This window comes from Pseudomonas guariconensis (genome assembly GCF_024127895.1).
Lineage (GTDB): Bacteria > Pseudomonadota > Gammaproteobacteria > Pseudomonadales > Pseudomonadaceae > Aquipseudomonas > Aquipseudomonas guariconensis_B.
Genome location: NZ_JAMYBK010000087.1, coordinates 1 through 213, shown reverse-complemented (window position 1 = coordinate 213; position 213 = coordinate 1). Strand labels below are relative to the sequence as shown.

The following is a 213-nucleotide window of genomic DNA, read 5'->3' as shown; positions in this document are numbered from 1 at the left end:
GGCACCTACACCTATACGCTGACCTCGGCGCCGCAGTCGCCGAACCCTGGCAACGACGGTCCGAATACCGTCACCGAATCCTTCACCTACCAGGTCAAGGACTCGTTGGGCAACACGACCACCAACACCATCGTCATCACCATCGTCGATGACGTACCGACGGCTCACAGCGACTTCGCCAGTGTCACCGAAGGCGGTACGGTGGCCGGTAAC

At 61.0% G+C, this 213-nt stretch carries 1 protein-coding gene; it reads left to right on the top strand.

Going from position 1 to position 213, the window contains the following annotated elements; all coding sequences use genetic code 11:
- The coding region (locus NJF35_RS24955; protein ID WP_253091628.1) for a hypothetical protein at nt 1–213 on the top strand (213 nt) is incomplete at both ends.